The organism is Gimesia chilikensis, from assembly GCF_008329715.1.
Classification (GTDB): Bacteria; Planctomycetota; Planctomycetia; order Planctomycetales; family Planctomycetaceae; genus Gimesia; species Gimesia chilikensis.
Window position 1 is genome coordinate 104,931 of the sequence record NZ_VTSR01000015.1, and the last position, 16,797, is coordinate 121,727.

General features: G+C 55.1%; 10 protein-coding genes. 8 read left to right on the forward strand and 2 right to left on the reverse strand.

The features are described 5' to 3' along the window. Window positions 1–88 precede the first annotated feature (88 nt). The 5 genes from FYZ48_RS19615 to FYZ48_RS19635 all read left to right on the forward strand — a co-directional run bounded on the left by FYZ48_RS19615 (window position 89) and on the right by FYZ48_RS19635 (window position 5,085). Complete coding sequence (locus FYZ48_RS19615; protein ID WP_149343505.1) at window positions 89–1,159, forward strand: AAA family ATPase; 1,071 nt, start codon at window positions 89–91, stop codon at window positions 1,157–1,159. Further along, window positions 1,116–2,021, forward strand: a complete 906-nt coding sequence (locus FYZ48_RS19620; RefSeq protein WP_149343479.1) for a DUF58 domain-containing protein — start codon at window positions 1,116–1,118, stop codon at window positions 2,019–2,021. Before FYZ48_RS19615 ends, FYZ48_RS19620 begins: the two co-directional genes overlap by 44 nt. A gap of 21 nt (window positions 2,022–2,042) precedes the next feature. Then, window positions 2,043–4,292: a VWA domain-containing protein gene (locus FYZ48_RS19625; RefSeq protein ID WP_149343481.1), complete on the forward strand. Its 2,250-nt coding sequence runs from the start codon at window positions 2,043–2,045 to the stop codon at window positions 4,290–4,292. Between the two features lie 95 nt (window positions 4,293–4,387). Beyond that, the gene (locus FYZ48_RS19630; protein ID WP_145045622.1) at window positions 4,388–4,567 is read left to right on the forward strand and encodes a hypothetical protein; all 180 of its coding nucleotides are present in this window, start codon (window positions 4,388–4,390) and stop codon (window positions 4,565–4,567) included. A gap of 44 nt (window positions 4,568–4,611) precedes the next feature. Next, window positions 4,612–5,085 carry a DTW domain-containing protein gene (locus FYZ48_RS19635; RefSeq protein WP_145045624.1) on the forward strand — a complete coding sequence of 158 codons (474 nt, stop codon included), beginning with the start codon at window positions 4,612–4,614 and terminating at the stop codon, window positions 5,083–5,085. Here FYZ48_RS19635 and amt read toward each other — a convergent pair whose 3' ends face one another. Further along, on the reverse strand, window positions 5,086–7,746 hold the full coding sequence (amt, locus tag FYZ48_RS19640) for an ammonium transporter (RefSeq protein WP_149343483.1): 2,661 nt from the start codon (window positions 7,744–7,746) through the stop codon (window positions 5,086–5,088). 751 nt (window positions 7,747–8,497) lie between these two features. Here amt and carB point away from each other — a divergent pair. Next, window positions 8,498–11,752: a carbamoyl-phosphate synthase large subunit gene (gene carB, locus FYZ48_RS19645; RefSeq protein ID WP_149343486.1), complete on the forward strand. Its 3,255-nt coding sequence runs from the start codon at window positions 8,498–8,500 to the stop codon at window positions 11,750–11,752. A 64-nt stretch (window positions 11,753–11,816) separates the two neighbouring features. Here carB and FYZ48_RS19650 read toward each other — a convergent pair whose 3' ends face one another. Next, a complete protein-coding gene (locus tag FYZ48_RS19650; protein ID WP_149343488.1) occupies window positions 11,817–12,392 on the reverse strand; it encodes a class I SAM-dependent methyltransferase in 576 nt (191 codons plus the stop codon). Window positions 12,393–12,597: 205 nt separating this feature from the next. Here FYZ48_RS19650 and FYZ48_RS19655 point away from each other — a divergent pair, with 205 nt between their 5' ends. Both FYZ48_RS19655 and FYZ48_RS19660 read left to right on the forward strand, forming a co-directional pair. Beyond that, window positions 12,598–14,772 (forward strand): cation:dicarboxylate symporter family transporter, encoded by a 2,175-nt coding sequence (locus tag FYZ48_RS19655; protein ID WP_149343490.1) that lies wholly within the window; start codon window positions 12,598–12,600, stop codon window positions 14,770–14,772. Between the two features lie 308 nt (window positions 14,773–15,080). Continuing rightward, window positions 15,081–16,214: a hypothetical protein gene (locus FYZ48_RS19660; protein WP_149343492.1), complete on the forward strand. Its 1,134-nt coding sequence runs from the start codon at window positions 15,081–15,083 to the stop codon at window positions 16,212–16,214. Window positions 16,215–16,797 lie beyond the last annotated feature (583 nt).

Consider the following 16,797-nt stretch of genomic DNA (forward strand, 5'->3'; position numbering starts at 1 on the left):
CCCGCCACAATAGAGGTACGTATTCAGGCGGGCGTCATTTCTTTCTCCGATACAGGAAACTGACAACACTGTGAGCAGCGATCCTCCGATGGAAGCTTCCGATCTGGAAGCCGTCGAAAAATTACACCAGGCCTACGAACGACTTCTGCAGGAAGTGAACCACGTCGTGATTGGCCAGCACAAGGTCGTCGAGGAGTTGATGATCTCGCTGCTGGCAGGCGGACATTGTCTGCTGGTAGGAGTTCCGGGGCTGGCTAAGACACTCATCGTCCACACCCTGGCTGACACACTGAACCTCTCGTTCAACCGCGTGCAGTTCACGCCTGACCTGATGCCCGCCGACATCACCGGGACCGACGTGATTCAGGAAGACAAAATCACGGGCAACCGCGATTTCAAATTCCTGGCAGGCCCTGTGTTTGCCAACGTGGTTCTCGCCGACGAGATCAACCGTACGCCTCCCAAAACGCAGGCAGCCCTGCTGGAAGCGATGCAGGAGCATCAGGTCACCGCGGGGGGACGTAAACACAAACTGCCGGTTCCGTTCTTTGTACTCGCGACACAAAACCCGATCGAACAGGAAGGCACCTATCCGCTGCCCGAAGCGCAGCTCGACCGGTTCATGTTTGAAATCAAAGTCGAGTATCCCACCGAGGAAGAAGAGTTTGCCATCGTCAGGCAGACAACCTCGGATGAATCGTATGCAGTGAAAAAAGTTCTTGAGCTGGATGAGCTGCTTTCTTTTCAGTCGCTGGTCCGTCGCGTTCCGGTAGCCGATCATGTGATCCGGTATGCGATGCAGTTCGCCCGCATGACGCGTATTATTGCCACCGACGATGCCCGGGCGGCAGACATTCCCGATTTCATTCGCGAATATGTCAGCTGGGGTGCCGGCCCCCGCGCCAGCCAGAACCTGGTCCTGGGTGCCAAAGCCCGGACGATTCTGCATGGCAGACTGTATGTGAGCACCGACGATGTGCGAGCGGTTGCGCATCCGGTACTCCGGCATCGCATCATCACCAATTTCAATGCGGAAGCCGACGGGATGTCTCCCGATAAAATCGTCGATCGCCTGATTGAACTCATCCCCGTCGATTCCTCGCAGGAAAAACTGGATGGACGATTACCACAAGTATTTAGATCCGCAGACGCTCGCTAAAGTTCAGAATCTGGACCTGGCAGCGCGTCAGATCGTGGAAGGCTATGTTTCAGGGTCCCACAAGAGCCCCTTTCACGGCTTCTCCGCCGAGTTTGCGCAGCACCGGGAATACGCGGTGGGGGATGACCTGCGTTACGTCGACTGGAAAGTCTATGCCAAGTCGGACCGCTATTATCTGAAACAGTTTGAAGCCGAGACCAACTTCACCTGTTACCTGCTGCTCGACTGCAGCGAATCGATGCGCTACAAGTCCGCGGATGCGGCTCTGTCCAAGTGGGAGTATGGTCGACTGGTCGCTGCAGCCCTGGCATACGTCGTGATCAAACAACAGGACGCTGCGGGCTTGTGTACCGTCAGCGACAAGGTAAATGATTTTCTCCGCCCCGCCAGTCAGCCGACGCATCTGAAACAGATTTATTACACGCTCGAAAACACACCTGTCGCCGGAGAATCCGGCCTGGGTAAGGTCTTCCACGAACTGGCCGAACGCATCAACCGCCGTAGCCTGATTATCATCATCAGCGATCTGTTCGATGACCTTGAATCGGTGCTGCTGGGCCTGAAACATTTCCGGCATCGCAAACACGATGTCAGCCTGCTGCAGGTGATAGATCCCGCGGAGCAGGACTTCCCCTTCCAGGAACCGGTGCTGTTTCATGGCTTGGAAAATCTACCCGAACAGATGGTTGAACCTCGAGCTTTGAAGAAAGCCTACCAGGAGGAGTTCGAAAAGTTTCTCAAAACCGTTCAACGTGGCTGTCGCGATCTGAAACTCGATTACAGCCTGATCCGCACCGATCAGTCGCTGGATGTCGCCCTGTCCGCATTCCTGTCGCATCGTCAGTCCCGCGTCGGTTCTTAAGGATTCAGCAAGATTCATTTCATGTCCCAGACTTTGATGCAGCCCCTGTTGGCATTCGGATTCGCCAGTCCCTGGCTGCTGATGGGATTACTGGCAGCAGGGGTTCCGGTGCTGATCCATCTGCTGCACAAGCGGAAGTTCATCGAGACCGAATGGGCGGCGATGAAATTTCTGCTGGCGGCGACGAAAAAATATTCGCGGCGGGTCCGTTTCGAACAGCTGCTGATTCTGCTGGTTCGCTGCCTGATCCTGCTGCTGCTCGCGGTCGCCTTTTCGCGGCCCTACTGGTCGGTCAAAGGCGCATTCTTCGAAACCGCGGCTCCCGTACATCGAATCCTGGTGATCGACACCTCTTTCAGCATGCGCTGGCAGAACGACGGCCGGGATAAATTCGCCTCTGCCAAAGAGCTGGCTGAGACGCTGGTCTCCGATTCGAATACCGGCGATGCGTTTCAGTTGATTCAGATCTCCAGCGTTTCCCCCCAGACCCTCATTTCCCGACCCTCGCGGCAGCAGGCTTACGTACTCGATGAAATCAGTCGCCTGCAGCCCACCGAAGAATACGGCGATGTCACCCAGGCACTGCAAAGTGCGCTGGAGTTTCTGAACCAGGCGCAGGAACTCGCCCAGAAAGAAGTGATTGTAATCAGCGATTTCCAGGCGAAAAGCTGGGCGCCCCTCGAAGGGGAAGCCGGTGATGCGCGGGTGCTCTCGCTGCTGGAAGCGATCTCGAAAAAAGCGACCCTGGTCCTCAAAGATGTGGGACAGGCGGATGAACCCAACCTGGCAATCGTCGATTTCAACAGCCCGTCCGTCTTTGCCACGTTGAATCAACCGGTCCGCCTGGGTGTGACACTGCACAATTTCAGCCCCCTGAATCGAGAGGCAGTGAATCTGCAGTTGTATGTCGACGGTCAGCTGGTAAACCAGAAGCAGGTTTCGCTCCCCGCGAATACCGAAACGCAGGCCGAATTTACTCACCAGTTTACCCGGGTCGGCGATCATCGACTGGAAGTCCGCATCGGCGAAGATCAGCTTCCCCTGGATAACCGTCGCTGGAAAGTCATGCCGGTCAAGAAAGAGATCAATGTCTTGCTCGTTAACGGCAGACAGTCGGGTGAAGCCATGGGACGGGCGACCGACTTCCTCGAGCTGGCGCTGTCCCCCTCGTTGCGGGAACAACCCTGGCAGGGAGCCATCAAGCCCCAGGTGATCAGTGAAGGGGAGCTGGCCAACACCGAACTCGAACTCTACGACGCAGTCGTGATCAGCGATGTCGCGTTGTTTACCGACCATGAACGCGACCTGCTCAAAGGGTATGTCAAACGTGGGGGTGGTCTGATCGTCAGCCTGGGAGCACAGGTCGATGCGAACAACTACAACCAGACCCTGTTTCAACCCGGCTCAGGCCTGATGAATGTCAAGCTGCTGGATCGTCAGGGAGATGCAAAACAGAAATCAAAGATTTATGAATTCGACCCGCTGCAGTACCAGCATCCCGTGATTGAAATCTTCAAGGGGAATCCAGATGCCGGTCTGGAAACAACCCAGATTTATGAATACGTCCAGACCGAAGTACCGGCGAATTCAAATACGCGACTGGTGCTGAACTACGACACAGGCGACCCCGCCGTGATTGAGAGCACGCTCGGTCGAGGCAAGATCCTGCTGATCACCACGTCGCTCGACCGTCGCTGGGGCAGTTGGGCGGTCTGGCCCAGTTTCCCGCCGATGATGAATGAATTCGTACTGGATGTCGCAACAGGGAAATGGAGTCGCCGTGAATCACTGGTCGGGCAACCCCTGGAAATTCTGGCCCGGGAAGATCAACTCGCTTTGACGCCCCGCATGCAGGCTCCTGACCAGGCAGAGTATCCCCTGCGAAGCATCCTCGATCGGAATGCGGAATCCCGTATGATCACTTTCGATCAGACGCAGCTCTCCGGGATTTACGAGCTGGACTGGGGTGTGGCCTCGGCTGAAAAAATGCTGTTCGCCGTGAATGTCTCCCCACTGGAAAGCGACCTGGCCCACATCGGTCCTCAGGTAATCCCCCCGCATTATTTCCGCCGACCAGACAGCTTCGCCCCCCTGGCCGCGGAGCTGCCCGCGGAACGGACTACGCAGACAGGGCTCGCCGAAAACCTGTTGCTGACCGTGCTCGCCCTGATCGTGGTCGAGCAGCTGCTCCTCTGGCGCTTCTCCGTGGGAGCGCTGACTTTTCTGGCAGTCATGTGCCTGGCCTGTCTGAGCCTGTTTTTTCAGAGTTGAAACGTTCGGGGGCTATGTTCTCCCGGTCAGGTTTGTGATATACTCGCCGCCCCGGTTCCCTTTTGTCACCTGCAACAAGAGAAAGCGTTTACAGCATGGGCTTGAATAAAAAACAGAAGAAACAGATCGACGTCGCTCGCCAGAAAATCCAGAAACTGCGCCAGCGGTTGACCGGAGCCAAGGCGCAGATGGATGACCCTCAGGAAGTCGCCTCGCTGGAAAAAGAAATCGCCGACCAGGAAGAAATCATCAAAAAGGTTCAGGAAGGCAACTGAGCCGCTGACTGAATAGAATATCTCGTCAACTGAAATCCGATAACGTGTCTGCCGTCCATCCCCCTACGATCATTGTTGTGCATCCTAAAGAGCGTAAAAGTAAATGCTCGGTACAACCGCTGCGCAGCCGTGACGATTTCATTTTCTGGAAATTCCCCCGCAAGGAGCCGGAAAAACTGACGTCCTATGTCCGCCTCGGCATGGAAGGACCGGAGATCAGCAGGGATGATGCCGACCGCGGCTTGCTGGTACTGGATGGCACCTGGCGGCTGGCGGAAAAAATGGAAGGCGACTACGAAGAACTGCCTGTTCGCAGTCTGCCCGTCTGGGAGACCGCGTATCCGCGGGTTTCGAAACAGTTCGATGATCCAGGGGCAGGGCTTGCCACGATTGAAGCGATTTTTATCGCCTACCATCTGATGGGCTACGACACGACCGGTCTGCTTGATGAGTATTACTGGGCCGAAGATTTTCTGAAACTCAATCACGATCGACTGATTCAGAATGAACCCACCTGATCAGCAGGTTGATTCCACCGGCTCAGAAAAATCAGTCAGTGACTGATAGGTTTCGATGATCTCGCGGAGCTTCTCCCGATTGACCGGTTTGGTCGCATAGTCGGTACAGCCCGCTGCGATACATTTTGCACGGTCCCCACTCATGGCGTGAGCCGTTAAAGCAATAATGGGCAGCTTGTATCCCTGTTCGCGCAGTTTTTGGGTCGCACCGTATCCGTCCAGTACCGGCATCGACATGTCCATCAGAATTACATCGAAGGGTTGCCCCTGTTCGAGGGCATGCATCGCGTAGCGAACGGCAATTTCCCCGTTCTCAGCCAGTTTGACTCCAGCGCCTTCTTTTCTGAGCAGCATGGAAATCAGCCGCTGATTGTCTTCTCCATCTTCAGCCAGCAGCACAGAACAGCTTCGGTTCGCTGCCTGCACCGGTTTCGTGATTACGGGAGCCGGCTTGTGTGCAGCTGCTTCGAGCGCGTCCTGGGGATCATTGTAATATTCCAGAGACTCTGATTCGCCAATCTGAATCTGTAATGTGAAAGTCGTGCCGACATCGGGAGTGCTTTGGCAGGTCAGATCACCGCCCAGCATTTTTGCCAGTCGCTTACTGATGGCCAGCCCCAGTCCGGTTCCTCCGAATTTCCGAGTCGTGGAGGAATCGGCCTGGACGAAAGGCTGGTACAATCCTGCAACCTGTTCCGCGTTCATACCGATACCCGTATCGATGATTTTGAACTGCAGCAGCGGCTCAGGCGAATCCGGATTCAGGCACGATGTTTCCACCGAGACCTGTCCCCCATCGGGAGTAAACTTGATCGCGTTTCCGATGAGGTTAATCAGAATCTGTTTCAGTCGGGTGGGATCACTCTGGATCTGTTTAGGAATTTTGCCTGCAAAGGTCAGCTTAAAACTGATTTCCTGCAGCTCGGCTCGCACCTGCATCAACGACTCTACTTCCTGCAATTTTTCGATCAGCGAGAAGGGAATCTTTTCGATATTCAGACTTCCCGATTCGATTTTCGAGAGATCCAGAATATCGTTAATCAGATCCAGCAGATAATTTCCGTTGCGTTTGATGACTTCAATTAACTTGATGCTGCCCGGGCGTCCCCAGCTCTCTTCCATCAAAACATCAGTGTAACCCAGCACCGCCGTCATCGGCGTACGGATTTCGTGACTCATATTCGCCAGGAACTCACTCTTCGCGCGGGAAGCCGCTTCCGCATCCAGCGAAGCCTGACGCAGACTTGCTGCCTGCACCTCCAGCGCGCTGCGGGCCTGCTCCAGATTGTCCGTGCGGACCTCCAGTTCTTTCAACGCCTGGTCCCGAACCTGGGTCACCCGGTTATATTGACGGGCAATTAAACCGACGTCGCTGTGTTCGTCCAGATCTTCAATCGGTGCCGAATCTCCCTGGATATGCCGTTCCATGGAATTGAGCAGATCATACATTTCGGTGGTCGCTCCGTGCTCTGCCATATTCAAACCGATTTCTTCTTCTTCGGCCGTCACGCGCAGTCGCATGAACTTACTGACAACCCGCAGGGTCACCCAGCAGAAAGAGAAGCACCAGATAAAGCAGATCGTACAGCCCAGTAGCTGCACGCAGAACAGTTCCAGCCGCGAACGAGTTAAGAGTTCCGCTGGTATGAACAGCGCCACCGCCAGTGTACCCCAGACGCCGGCAAAACCATGTACGGGAATTACGCCAATCGTATCGTCCAGGCGACGCCATTCCAGAAACCAGCTGCCGGCTTCCATGACAATCGCTGCGACAATTCCGATCACCGCAGCCGCAATGGGAGACACAACATCGCAGCTGGCACTACTGGCAACCAGGGCCGCCAGCAGGCCGTTCAAAATGTTTTCAATTTCAATCTGTTTCCGCTGGTAGAACTGCCAGAGGAGCAGGGTGATCGCCCCGCAGGCTGATGCCAGGAATGTGTTGATCAGAATTTGAGGGACGTGCGCCGTGAATCCAAATTCACTACCCCCGTTGAATCCAAACCAGCCGATCCAGAGGATAAACACCCCGGTCGTCGCCAGCGTCAGATTGTGACCTTTGAATTTGCGTGTTGTCTTTTCCTGGTCCTGGTCGAAGCGACCGGTCCGCGGTCCGATAATCATGATCGAAGCCAGTGCCGCCCAGGCACCGATCGAATGCACGACCGTCGATCCACTGAAATCCCGGAATCCCAGAGACTCCAGCCAGCCGGGTGCTTTACCGGCAAAGTGACTCGTCCAGGCCCAGTGACCGAATACGGGATAAATGACGCCCCCCAGGACCACTGCCAGAATCAGGTAGGCGGTAAACCGCATCCGTTCCGCAGAGGCACCCGAAGCAATCGTGGCTGCAGTCGCACAGAGCATCAACTGAAACAGAAAGAACGCCGACAGGAAGATATTCGTCCCCGGATTGATAAACGGGAAGTGAGAAGTTCCAATCAGGCCGCCTGTCGTGGTACCAAACATCAGACCAAAACCGAAGATCCAGTACAGCACACCCACCAGACTTACGTCGACGATATTCTTAATCGCCACGTGAATGCTGTTTTTCGAGCGGGAGAGACCCGATTCCAGACAACAGAATCCCGCCTGCATAAACAGGACAAAGATACTGCAGAGCAGAACCCAGATAATGTCAATTTGCTGATGGAGATCCATAGTCGTTCATTCTCAAGTCAGTACGTATTCGATGGGAGTTTCTATCACCTTTCCACAGGCCGTCATCAGATTGATCAGAGAGCAGAGGCGAGAGAACTCGACCGAATTGATCTGCTGTCAAATGAAGTTTATGTCCCGTTCCTTCAACATGTGGCGTTAAAGCAACACATTCTGAGAAGCTTCACATTTCGAAAACTGGTGTGCGGTAATTCCCTGTATCTGAATGGAGGTGAAGGATTTAATTTGTCTAGCTGGACGAAAATCGAGCAATTATCGGAGTTGCAAATCCAATATGTTCTCTTTTAAAGACTTACGCACATCGAGCTCCCCGCAACGCAATCAGTACAACCACTACAACAATCCAGACCCAGAGATACACTTTATCCGGCACTCAACCCGAAAATTATTCGACTGATACCACTTACCTCAATCAACGCCACTGAAAATTCGAGCCACACCACTGTTGTAAGCTGCTGTTCGTTGTGTCTGTCTCTTGTGAACTCAGCCAATCCAGCGCCGCAAAAATCGAGTCAGTTGCCCGTCTCCCTTCACCGTCTGAAATAACCACTGATTCAAGTCGCCTGCTCTCCATGCCACAACGAGACCACGTTTCAAAGCGCGTTCTGTCACTTTCTGGTCTGCCTTGCTTGATTATTTTGGTGTGCTTGTTAACGTTGGGAAGATTTGCGCAGAAATTCGCTACGACATTCGCATGATAATGTACATTTGCTGTTGAAAGTGATCTAAAAAAGTGCCTAGACGCGACGACATTAAGAAGATTTTGATTATTGGCTCCGGTCCGATTGTCATCGGGCAGGCATGTGAATTTGACTATTCGGGAACGCAGGCCTGTAAGGCCCTCCGCGAAGATGGTTATGAAGTGGTGCTGGTGAATTCCAACCCCGCAACCATCATGACCGACCCGGAAACCGCTCACCGCACCTACATCGAACCGATTACCTGGCAGTACATCCAGAAAGTAATCGAAATCGAGAAGCCGGACGCACTGCTCCCCACGCTGGGGGGACAGACCGGCCTGAACGCAGCCATGGACCTTGCCCGCCGCGGGATCCTCGATCAGCTGGGCGTGGAACTCATCGGTGCCCGCGAAGAGGTCATCGCCAAAGCGGAAAGCCGCGATCAGTTCAAAGAAGCCATGACCAAAATCGGCCTCGACTGCCCTCGCAGTGCCGTGGTCCACAACATGGAAGAAGCCAATGCCGCGGTCAAAGATATCGGTCTGCCGATCATCATCCGCGCCAGTTACACCCTCGGTGGTACCGGCGGTGGGGTGGCTTACAACCGTGAAGAATTCGTAGAGAAAGTCCGCAGCGGTCTGGCCCTCTCCCCCGTGAATGAAGTTCTGCTGGAAGAATCCATCCTCGGCTGGAAAGAGTACGAGATGGAGGTCATGCGGGACCAGGCCGACAACGTCGTCATCATCTGCTCGATCGAAAACTTCGATCCGATGGGTGTGCACACCGGCGACTCGATCACCGTCGCCCCCGCTCAGACGCTGACTGACAAAGAATACCAGCGGATGCGCGATGCGACCATCGCCTGTATCCGTGAGATCGGCGTCGAAACCGGCGGTTCCAACGTGCAGTTCGCCATCAATCCCGATACGGGCCGCATGACGATCATTGAAATGAACCCCCGCGTCAGCCGCTCCAGTGCACTCGCTTCCAAAGCGACCGGCTTCCCGATTGCCAAAATCGCAGCCAAGCTGGCCGTCGGCTATCGCCTCGATGAAATCCGCAACGACATCACCCGGGAAACGCTCGCCTGTTTCGAGCCGACCATCGATTATGTCGTCACCAAGATCCCTCGCTGGACATTCGAAAAATTCCCCGATGCCGACCCGGTCCTCACCGTGCAGATGAAGTCGGTCGGCGAAACCATGTCCATCGGTCGTACCTTCAAAGAGTCGCTGCAGAAAGCACTCCGCGGCCTGGAAATCGGTCACTTCGGGCTGGGTGGCGGTAACAAGGATCTCTGGGGCACCCCCAAGCAACCCGCGCGGGACCTGATTCAATCCAAGCTCTCGATCCCCAACGACGAGCGGCTGTTCTACCTGCGGTACGCATTCAAATCCGGCATGAGCGTGGAAGAAGTCCACGAGCTCAGCGACATCGATCCCTGGTTCCTGAACCACATCCGTCAGCTCGTGGAATTCGAAGACAAGATCCGCGCCGTCTCCCGCCTGGAAGACCTGGACTATGCCTTCATGAAACAGGCCAAGCAGCACGGCTACTCCGACAAGCAGCTCGCCTTCTGGCTCGACTCCACCGAAATGGATGTCCGCCAGTACCGCAAGAGCCTGGGCATCGAAGCCACCTTCAAACAGGTCGATACCTGTGCTGCGGAGTTCGAAGCTTACACACCCTACTTCTACTCGACCTATGAAGAAGAAAACGAAACGCCGGGCAATCCCGATCACAAACGCCGCATCATGATTCTCGGCGGCGGTCCCAACCGCATCGGGCAGGGGATCGAATTCGATTACTGCTGCTGCCAGGCTTCGTTCGCCCTGCAGGAACTGGGTATCGAAAGTATCATGGTCAACTCGAATCCCGAAACGGTCTCGACCGACTATGACACCTCCGACCACCTCTTCTTCGAACCGCTGACCACCGAGGATGTGCTCAATATCTGCGATCGTATGCAGCCGGATGGCGTCATCGTGCAGTTCGGCGGACAGACTCCGCTTAACCTCGCCCGGGGACTCGAAGCCGCTGGCATCAACATCATCGGCACCAGCCCCGAAATGATCGATGCAGCCGAAGACCGTGAACGCTTCCAGGCAATTCTCGAGAAGCTCGAACTGCATCAGCCTCCGAACGGCATCGCCACGAATATCGAGAGCGCCCGCAACGTCGCCCGCAAAATCAGCTACCCGATTCTGGTTCGCCCCAGCTACGTGCTCGGCGGCCGGGCCATGGAAATCTGCTATGACGAAGAATCGCTGGTCCGCTACATGAACGAAGCGGTCAGTGCCTCTCCCGATCATCCGGTCCTCGTCGATCAGTTCCTCGAAGACGCGATCGAAGTCGATGTCGACGCCATCTCCGACGGCATCACCACACTGGTCGGTGGCGTGATGGAACACATCGAAGAAGCCGGCGTGCACTCCGGTGACTCGGCCTGTGTCCTGCCACCTCACTCGCTCCCCGAATCCGTCATCGACGAAATCAAACGGGCCACGCACGCCCTCGCTCGCGAACTCAAGGTCAAAGGCCTGATGAATATCCAGTTCGCGGTGAAGAAGACCGAAGACGATTACATCGTCTACATCCTCGAGGTCAACCCGCGTGCCAGCCGGACGTCGCCCTTCGTCTCCAAGGCCACCGGGCTTCCACTGCCTAAAGTCGCCGCCAAAGTCATGGCGGGTGTCTCGCTGCTGGAACAGAACGTGACCAAAGAACCGAAACCCAAACACACCTCGGTCAAAGAGAGTGTCTTCCCCTTCTCCCGCTTCCTGGGCGTCGACATCATCCTCGGCCCCGAAATGCGGTCCACCGGGGAAGTCATGGGAATCTCGGAAGGCTTCGCCATGGCCTTCGCCAAGAGTCAGCTTGCAGCGAATACCAACCTGCCTTCCGAAGGCACCGTCTTCATCAGCATGGCTGACCTCTATAAAGATATGATCATCGATCCCGCACGACGGCTGATCGACCTCGGCTTCAAAATCGTCTCGACCTCCGGCACCGCCCGCGTTCTCCGCGAAGCAGGCCTCGAAGTCTCGACCGTCAAGAAGCTCAAAGAAGGTCGTCCCAACCTGCTGGACATGATGGCCAACCAGGAAGTCCAGTTCATCTTCAACACGCCCAGCGGCAAAGGCTCGCGGACGGACGAAGGCAAAATCCGCTCGGCATCGGTTTCGTATGGCGTGACCTGCGTCACCACGATCCCCGGCTGCCTCGCGGTTGTCAAAGCCCTCGAAGCACTCGCTGAAGATGCCACTCCCCAGGTCCGTGCCCTGCAGGACTGGATGGCCGATCTCTAAACGCAATCTCAAGTCGCTGTGCTCCTCATTTCTGTTAGGAGCACAGCCTTGTCTGATCAATCCCTCAGCGGTTCCGCTTCTTACGTTTGGCATACGTGTCGCGTCGCTTCTCGGCGTGAAACACAAAATAGCCGTCAATCTCGTGCACTTCGGTCCCCCCGAAAATGCTCGTCAGCTTCTTCTGGTACCACAGCCGTCGCCGTGTGACCATCACCATCCGTCCGCCGACCTTCAGCCGGTTGAATCCCTTCATGATAAACTGCTTGGCGACCGCAAAATCCTCATGGTAAGGCGGATTCGAGAGAATCCAGTCGAAATCGGTCTCGCGGTGATCCTGTAATCCGTCGCTCTGCAAAATCGTCACCCCCGTAACCTGGTTCCGTTCGGCGTTCTGTCGAGCCACTTTAACCGCCCGGGCATCGATGTCCGTCATTACCACATTCTCCGGCCCCACAATCGAAGCCGCCAGAATCCCCACCACGCCCCAGCCGCACCCCAAATCCAGCACCCGCTCTCCTGGTGCAAATGTCACCGTCGAGAGCATCGCTTCCGTTCCCCGATCCAGATTCTGGGGAGAAAATAATTCCGCCGCAGTTTCAAACTGGAACTGCCGACTATGATAGGTAAGGGAGAATGGCATACAGGCACAACAGGTCTGGAGTTAAGAACGATTTTGTGTTAAGAAACCTTAACACTCGCAGGTCTGGATTCACACTCCAGATTACTGTATCTTCTGTGGAAACATACACATCCGACCTGGATTTCTCCATGGCCCGTCCTGGGTTTCCTGTGATGTAGATTTGATTTTTTCGGCACTGATACCTCAGCGGGCAAGGATCTGGCGTATGGAAAAAGGCGCTCACCCCCATTTCAAACCGGGACTCACCACCTGGATTCTCACGAGTCTGGTGCTGGGGATCTCCTGTGGTTTGTTCTTTGGCGAACTGTGTGCGCCCCTGAAAACGGTCGGCGAGATCTTCATTGGGCTCCTGCAGATGACCGTGCTCCCCTATATCACGCTCTCCCTGATCCTCAACCTCGGACGGATCTCCATCCGTCAGACCAGGCACATGGCCCTTACCGTCGTCAGCCTGATGCTCATCCTCTGGTGCATCGGCCTGTTCACAGTCTGCCTGATGTCGCTCTCCTTTCCCTTCTGGCAGAAAGGCGCCTTCTTCAGTACCAGTATCATCGAAGGCCCCCAGACGGAAAGTCTGTACGATCTGTTTATCCCGGCGAACCCGTTCTTCTCGCTGGCCAATAACGCCGTCCCCGCCGTGGTTATCTTCTCCATCGGTGTCGGCATCGCGTTGAGCACCATCCCCAAACGCGAACAGCTCCTCGCACCACTGTCCGTCGCCGTCAATGCGTTGATGAAACTCAACCGCTTCGTCGTGCATCTCTCCCCCTTCGGAGTCTTCGCGATCGTCGCTTACGCTGTCGGCACACTCCCCTTTGAAAAGTTCGGCCTGCTGCAGGCCTACCTGATTTCCTACACCGTCGCCACGCTGATTCTGACCGTCGGCATTCTTCCCATGCTGATCTCCATCTGTACCCCGGTCCGCTACTGGGATGCCCTCCGCGTCTCCCAGCCAGCCGTCATCGCAGCCTTCGTCCTCAGCAGTACCTTCGCCGTCCTCCCCATCATTGTGGAATCGGCGCGGGAAATTCTCGAACGCTACAAACTGGAAAAAGATGAAACCGGCGGTTCGCCCGACGTGTTGATTCCCCTCGTCTTCCCCTTTCCCGATATGGGACGTATCGTAGGGCTGATCTTCATTCCCTTTTCCGCCTGGTTCTATGGCTCCAGCCTGATGCCCGATCAGTACCCTAAGTTTCTCTCGCTGGGCATGGCCGGCTCCTTCGCCAAACCCGCGGTCACCATCCCCTGGCTGCTCGACCTGATGCATATTCCCCACGACATCTTCCAGCTCTACCTCGCGGTCGGCGTCTATACCACCCGCCTGGGCGATGCCCTGCGTTCGGTCTACCTCTTCTCCTTCGCAATCCTCACAGCAGCTTCGCTCTCGGGAACGCTCAAGGTGCAGTGGAAACGCTTTTTCATCTACACGAGTCTCTCGCTGGTCATGGCAGGCATTGTCATCGCCAGCATTCATACGGTCCTTGAATATACATTCAAAAACCTCTACCAGTCCAAAGCGATGATCGCCGACCGCCAGCTGCTCTTCCCCGGCGTCAAGGAAACCATCCTCAAAGAATCGACTCCCAATCCGGATCCGATCCAGCCCGGTGAAACGCGTATCGAACGTATCCGCAAGCGTGGCAAAATCCGGCTCGGCTTCGACGCCAAACGACTGCCGTTCTCCTACTTCAACGATCGTGGCGAACTCGTCGGCTTCGACATCGACATGGCCCATCGCCTGGCTCTCGACCTGGGCGTCGATATCGAGTTCGTTCCCTTCCGGCCACAAACCCTGATCAAACAGCTGCAGGAAGATCATTTCGATCTCGCCATGTCCGGACTGGAAGGCACCATCGAACGAGCCACCGCCTTCCCCGTCGCCGACTCTTACATGGACGTCACACTGGCCATGGTCCTGCATGACTACCGTAAAGTCGAGTTCCTCGAATTCGAGAAACTCCGGCATTCCCCCGATCTCAAAATCGCCGTGGTCGCCAACAGCTTCTTTGACGAAAAAGCTCACACGTTCTTCCCCAACGCCAGCTTCGTCTCCATCAATTCCGAGGAAGACTTCTTCGAAGAAAAAGCCGACGGTGCCGACCTGCTGGTCACCAGCGCCGAAGCCGGTGCCGCCTGGACGCTCCTCTATCCCGAGTTCTCCGTCATCAACCCCCTCAAGAAAAACGTGAAGGTCCCCATGTATTACCTGGGCGCCCACGACATCGAGTTCGAAGAATTCATGGAAGTCTGGCTCGAACTCAAAAAGAAGGAAGGCGTCTTCGATGAACTCTACAACTACTGGATCCTCGGCAAAGATATTAAAGACGCCGAACCCCGCTGGTCCATCATCCGCAACGTCCTCCAATGGGTAGACTGAATCCAAAACCAGAATCAGCATCGACACCACCCCGTCAAGCTCTCCTGAAAAGATTATTCATATGGGTGGGCTCGGATGCACATCCGAGCCGAGCGCAGCGAGCAGGAGGTCGCAGCTGCCGTTCTCAATATAAGATGTGCCTCTCTGACTGTAATTGAGACGAAATTCAGGACTTTTCGTGGACCATAAAATTTCTCACCTATCATGGTTCCCCCCCAGATTTCTCACCACACGTCCCCTTTTCCTGCTATACTGTACACACATGAATTGACCCGTCATTGTTCAATCGATCCCGTCAGGAACCAGCCATGTCCGTTCGTCTGCTCCTCAGCCTCACACTCCTGTTCTGTCTGACCTCCCCAACTTTGAGTACCGCTACCGACCCCGACCCAACCCCCGCAGTAAAGCGCGAACTCAATGCCGCGGAAACAGAACACGCGCTGCAACTCCTCGCGGAAGAACTCACCAAAAATCTCGACGCCATCCACACCTGGCAGGGAACATACCTCTTTCAAAATCAAGTCCGGTTAACTGATCCACGAATTACCAAAGATTCCAACTGGCAAACCACCCAGGGACAGTACACCTTCTGGCTGGACGAAATTCACGACCGCCTGCGGGTAAATTACCATAAAACCAGAAAGCCCGATGAGTTCAACCTGCTCACGCCACAGACTCCCATAAAAGTGGTTCACGCCACAAACACCCAATGGATCGTCCAGGGTCTGGACGTCTGGGAATTGGGTGAAGATCGGTTCGGCTCCGTCAAAGGTTTTCCCGAAGGAATCCTGATCCCAGGCTCCAAAGGTCGCGTTCTGTTTCGCAAGCTCAGGTTTGAATCCGAACACAACGGTCTCTTCTTCGATCCCCGCGAACTGGTTGGCAACGGCTCCCACACCTTTGCCCGAACCTGTCGTATGTACGCCGACGCACTGAGCAGCAAACCAGGCACTGAAGAGAATTCCAAAGTTACCAAACGGGTTATGATCACCGAACTCACTCCGGACTCGAATCACCGTCAATACCTCGTCAAAATCGATTATAACTCACCAGAAATCGAAGCTGCCCCCATCCGCTCTGAAACAACCTACGACTCCCGCTTTGGTTTCAACGCCATCAAATACGAACAGTTCCGTGGTTCAAGACTCATCCATAAACGCACCTTTCTTTACAATCAGGTCGGCGATATCTTCTTACCTCACGAAGTCGATGTGGTCCGCTTTAGTTCCCGGTTGGCAGACCAGACAGAAATCGACCTTCGCCAGAACTTCAAACTGGTCGAATCAAAACTCAACCAGCCTCTCGATACAAATCAGTTCGAAATCAAATCACTCCAGCTGAAACCCGGCGAACGCATCGTCGACCAGATCCGCGGCAAAGCCTTCGTCCAATACGAAGGCCAGCTGGTCCCCGCCAGCCAGTTTCCCCTGTTAATCAAATAGACTCGAATCACATTCCACATCCCAACGCTCCAGAATTTTCGTCTCTTTCGTGGTTCCATATCCTCATTCCCCTGATCCGTTTCCCACCTGAATACCTCCGCACCACTGCCCCACATCCACGACACAAACTGAACTTGATTCCCTCCCGCCGATCCCTATGTTTCCCCCCTGGCTCGCGCGCGAGACGGGTCTATGAGCACCGAAACACAGCCCACCACTGACACAGCAGCACCTGAATCTCCGTCGTTTTTCACTATAGATCCACCTGTTTTCTGAGAACCGGTTCCCCAGAAACAGGTCCCCCAAGCGAGACAAAATCAGGCCACAGCGGGACAAATTCCGGGCCAGACCAGGACAAAATCCGGTCACATCAGGACAAAATTCTGTCTTGACCTCCCCGTGCCTTTGAAGATGATTCCAAAACATCAAACATGCCTCCTGCAACACAGAACATGTAGGGGCGGACCCATGTGTCCGCCCGCCCGATAAAACCCAACAATTCGCCTGAGCGGCAAAGCGCTAGTAACTCCGATTACAAATAGTTTCCCACCAAAGCAAATTGTTGCCATTGCTTCCTGGTTTT

Excerpts from the sequence above, each read along its gene's own strand:
- FYZ48_RS19615 (WP_149343505.1), top strand. The coding sequence starts at position 89 with ATGGAAGCTTCCGATCTGGAAGCCGTCGAAAAATTACACCAGGCCTAC.
- FYZ48_RS19620 (WP_149343479.1), top strand. The coding sequence starts at position 1,116 with ATGGACGATTACCACAAGTATTTAGATCCGCAGACGCTCGCTAAAGTT.
- FYZ48_RS19625 (WP_149343481.1), top strand. The coding sequence starts at position 2,043 with ATGTCCCAGACTTTGATGCAGCCCCTGTTGGCATTCGGATTCGCCAGT.
- FYZ48_RS19630 (WP_145045622.1), top strand. The coding sequence starts at position 4,388 with ATGGGCTTGAATAAAAAACAGAAGAAACAGATCGACGTCGCTCGCCAG.
- amt (WP_149343483.1), bottom strand. The coding sequence starts at position 7,746 with ATGGATCTCCATCAGCAAATTGACATTATCTGGGTTCTGCTCTGCAGT.
- FYZ48_RS19650 (WP_149343488.1), bottom strand. The coding sequence starts at position 12,392 with ATGCCATTCTCCCTTACCTATCATAGTCGGCAGTTCCAGTTTGAAACT.
- FYZ48_RS19655 (WP_149343490.1), top strand. The coding sequence starts at position 12,598 with ATGGAAAAAGGCGCTCACCCCCATTTCAAACCGGGACTCACCACCTGG.
- FYZ48_RS19660 (WP_149343492.1), top strand. The coding sequence starts at position 15,081 with ATGTCCGTTCGTCTGCTCCTCAGCCTCACACTCCTGTTCTGTCTGACC.